This is a genomic window from Dietzia timorensis (assembly GCF_020742175.1).
Taxonomy (GTDB): domain Bacteria; phylum Actinomycetota; class Actinomycetes; order Mycobacteriales; family Mycobacteriaceae; genus Dietzia; species Dietzia timorensis_A.
In genome coordinates this window covers 1-3,646 of sequence record NZ_DYXM01000024.1, presented here as the reverse complement: position 1 = coordinate 3,646, position 3,646 = coordinate 1, and the positions used below count along the sequence as shown (strand labels likewise).

The 3,646-nt window shown below is 65.8% G+C and carries 6 protein-coding genes; 5 read left to right on the top strand and 1 reads right to left on the bottom strand.

The window, feature by feature from the left end; translation table 11 throughout:
* The first annotated feature begins 16 nt into the window (after window positions 1-16).
* The 5 genes from K8V11_RS01080 (at window position 17) to K8V11_RS01060 (ending at window position 2,665) form a co-directional block, all read left to right on the top strand.
* A complete protein-coding gene (locus K8V11_RS01080) occupies window positions 17-457 on the top strand; it encodes a hypothetical protein (RefSeq protein ID WP_303910362.1) in 441 nt (146 codons plus the stop codon).
* An 89-nt stretch (window positions 458-546) separates the two neighbouring features.
* Window positions 547-1,335, top strand: coding sequence for a hydroxyethylthiazole kinase (gene thiM / locus K8V11_RS01075; protein ID WP_303910360.1), 789 nt, complete (start codon window positions 547-549; stop codon window positions 1,333-1,335).
* Entirely contained in the window at window positions 1,332-2,012 is a 681-nt protein-coding gene (gene thiE / locus K8V11_RS01070) for a thiamine phosphate synthase (protein WP_303910359.1), read from the top strand. The genes thiM and thiE overlap by 4 nt, the downstream gene beginning before the upstream one ends.
* Before the next feature lie 39 nt (window positions 2,013-2,051).
* A complete protein-coding gene (locus tag K8V11_RS01065) occupies window positions 2,052-2,288 on the top strand; it encodes a type II toxin-antitoxin system VapB family antitoxin (RefSeq protein WP_303910358.1) in 237 nt (78 codons plus the stop codon).
* Window positions 2,285-2,665, top strand: coding sequence for a type II toxin-antitoxin system VapC family toxin (locus K8V11_RS01060; protein ID WP_303910357.1), 381 nt, complete (start codon window positions 2,285-2,287; stop codon window positions 2,663-2,665). Before K8V11_RS01065 ends, K8V11_RS01060 begins: the two co-directional genes overlap by 4 nt.
* Before the next feature lie 27 nt (window positions 2,666-2,692).
* Here K8V11_RS01060 and K8V11_RS01055 read toward each other — a convergent pair.
* A partial coding sequence (locus K8V11_RS01055; protein ID WP_303910356.1) for an aldehyde dehydrogenase family protein occupies window positions 2,693-3,646 on the bottom strand: 954 nt, incomplete at its 5' end.

The following is a 3,646-nucleotide window of genomic DNA, read 5'->3' as shown; positions in this document are numbered from 1 at the left end:
GGCGTAGGCTCGGGACATGAAGACGCACACGGAAAGTCGCGCAATACCACGCTCACAGAACATCGCCCGCTACGCGCTCGGCGGATTCATGTCGTTTGCCGGCATCGCGCACCTGACGTTTGCACGGCAGGAGTTCCAGGCTCAGGTGCCGGACTGGTTCCCGCTCGGCGAGGACTTCACCGTCCTTGCCTCCGGAGTTGCCGAGGTAGGGCTCGGCGCTGCGCTCCTGGGATTTCCGCAACGTCGCCGTCAGGCCGGTATCGCTCTGGCCGTGTTCTATGTATTGATCTTCCCCGGGAACATTGCGCAATACGCCGAAGGAACCGACGGCTTCGGGCTCGATACCGACGGCAAGCGATTGGTGCGCCTGTTTTTCCAGCCGCCGCTGATAGCGGCCGCGCTGTGGGCCGGCGGAATCCCGAGGCGGGCTCGCCGCAACACCGCACGGCGACGATAGAACAGAACGACGGTGGGAATTGCCCAGCGCCAGTTCTGGGAAAATCGAACGGGAGGACTTCGCCCATGAGGGCCGACGATCCAGCGAACGTGACTGACCGGAGCGCCAAACTGCTCGACGTCTTACGTGAACGCTCGCCGCTCGTGCAGAACATCACCAACGCGGTGGCAACAAACTTCACCGCGAACGTGCTGTTGGCGATCGGCGCCTCCCCGGCGATGGTCGACATCCCCACCGAGGCAGAGGAGTTCGCGCGCATCGCGTCCGGCGTGCTCATCAACCTCGGGACTCCGCACGAGGAGGCGAGGACGGCCATGCCGGCGACCGCGCAGGCCGCGCGGGCGGCCGACACTCCCTGGGTGCTGGACCCGGTCGCGGTCGGATCGCTTCCGGTGCGCACGACCCTCGCCCGCGAGCTTGTCGCGCTGCGGCCGACGATCGTGCGCGGCAACGCCTCCGAAATTCTTTCGCTCGCCGGTCTCGGGGAAGGTGGGCGAGGCGTCGAGTCCACGGATTCATCCGAAGGTGCGCTGGACGGGGCGCGCTCGCTGGCACGCGAGCACGGCGCCGTCGTCGCCGTGTCGGGGCCGACCGACGTGATCACCGACGGTCAGCGTGTGGTGCGGCTGCAGAACGGGCACCCGCTGCTCACGAAGGTCACCGGAGCCGGGTGCGCCCTGGGCGCGGTGATGGCGGCATTCGCCTCGCTGGATGAAGAGCCTCTGGTCGCGGCAGTCTCGGCATCCGCCGTCTACACCATCGCCGCGGACCTGGCGGCCGAGAAGTCGTCCGGCCCGGGAAGTTTCGCCGCGGCGTTCTTGGACGAGCTGGCGAATATCGATCCGGACACCATTCGTGCACGAATGGACGTGGCATGACCTCCTTCAGTGACTCCGGTTACCTGCGCACCTATCTGGTGACCGACCCGGTCCTGTGCGGGGCGCGAGGCGTGCTCGCCGTCATCGAGTCCGCCGTCTCCGGCGGGGTGACCACGGTGCAGATTCGGGATAAGGCCGCGGGCGGGCGCGAACTGTTCGAGCTCGTCTGCAGGGCGGCGGAACTCACCGGCGGGGAGGCGACGTTGCTCGTCAACGACCGAGTGGACGTGTACAGCGCCGCGAAGGCCGTGGGCGCCGCCGTCGACGGGGTTCACCTGGGACAGGAGGACCTGCCTGTCGCGGCGGTCCGCAAGGTCATCGGACCGGACGCCGTCATCGGGCTGTCGGCGGACACGCAAGCCCACCTCGACGAGGTCCACGAACTTCCACCGGGGACCGTCGACTACCTCGGCGTCGGAGCGATCCGGGAAACCAGTACCAAGGCAGATCATCCCGCTCCGCTGGGGTACTCGGGATTCGCCCAGGTCGCCGCGGCAACAACACTTCCGTGTGTGGCAATCGGCGGAGTGCAGGCCCGCGACACCCTCGCGCTGCGCGAAGCGGGCGCCGCAGGCTTGGCGAGCGTGTCGGCGATATGCGCAGCCGATGATCCACGACGCGCGGCCCGCGATTTCGCCCAGGCGTGGGACGCGACCGAGGCATCAGTCGGAAAGTAGGGGCTTCCGCTTTCTACCTTTCGGGGTAGAATTTGGAGCATGGCTACTCTCAATATCAAGGATCCGCGCGTCCACGAGCTCGCTACAGAGCTCGCGCGTCGTCGCGGAACCACGGCAACGGCAGTCGTTCGGGACGCGCTTGAAAAAGAGGCTGCGCAGCAGCCTAAGCCGATTGATCGCGACCGTCTCAGGGCACTTCAGGACAAGGTGCTGAAAATGGATCTCGTATGGCTTTCCGATGACGACATTTATGACGAAGACGGTCTGCCCAAATGATCATCGATACGTCGGCTGTCGTCGCGATCATGCGTCGAGAAACTGATTGGGTTCACTTTGAGCGCGCGATCGACGAGTCATTTGAGCGATTCATGTCCGCATCCTCGGTGCTTGAGCTGTCGATCGTGCTCAGAGGAGCTGCCGATCCCGAAATCGATAACTTCATCGAAACCATGAACATCGAGATACTCGACGTCGATTCGTCACATCTTCGTTGGGCGCGCCATGCGAACCGTGCCTACGGCCGCCACTCCGGCTCACCGGCAAAGCTCAACTTCGGCGACTGTCTCGTGTATGGAGCGGCTATGTCGACAGGGAAACCCTTGTTGTTCAAGGGAGACGATTTCGGGCATACGGACGTTCCATCAGTGCTGTAGCATGATCGAATTAGCGGTCGCGCGCAACTACACCCCGTACCCGATGGACTTGTACTCGAGGAACTCCTCGAAGCCGGCCTTGCCCATTTCGCGGCCGATGCCCGACTGCTTGACGCCGCCGAACGGCATGTCCTGGCCGAAATACTGTCCGCCATTGACGGACAGGGTGCCGGTGCGCATGCCGCGGACGGCGCGTTCGATGCGGTCCGGGTCGGTACTCCAGACGGCACCGGAGAGCCCGTACGGATTGTCGTTTGCCAGCCGTACGGCGTCATCGTCTCCATCGTGGGGAAGGATGACGAGCACAGGGCCGAAGATCTCCTCCTGCGCGACGCGCGACTGCGGGTCGAGCCCGGAGATGAGAGTCGGGGTGTACCAGTTGCCGCCGCCGGTCGGGGAGTCGAAGACCTCGCCGCCGATCTCGATCGTGCCGCCCTCCTTTTTGGCGAGCTCGACGTAGCCCGAGACGCGCTCGAGCTGGCGCGGGGAGATGATCGGACCGCACATCGTGGCCGGGTCGTTCGGGTCGCCGGGGACGATGCCGGCCATCACGCCCTTGGTGGTTTCGATGGCTTCGCCCAGCTGCTCGCGCGGGACGATGAGGCGGGTGGTGAACACGCAGCCCTGGCCGGCGTGGAGGGTGCAGGTGATCGCGGTCATCATGCAGGCGGTGGCCAGGTCGGCGTCGTCGAGCACGATCGCCGCGGACTTGCCGCCGAGCTCGAGGAATACCTTCTTGAGTGTCGGCGCGGCCGAGGCCATGATGTGCCGTCCGGTGGCGCTCGAGCCGGTGAAGGAGACGACGTCGACGTCGGGGGAGTCGACCAGGCGCTGGCCGGGATCGTTGCTTTCGCTCGTGACGACGTTGAACACGCCCGCGGGAAGGTCCGTGTCCGCCGCGGCAACGCCGAGCAGCGCGCCCGTCCACGGCGTATCCGGCGCGGGCTTGAGTACCACCGTGCACCCGGCCGCGAGCGCCGC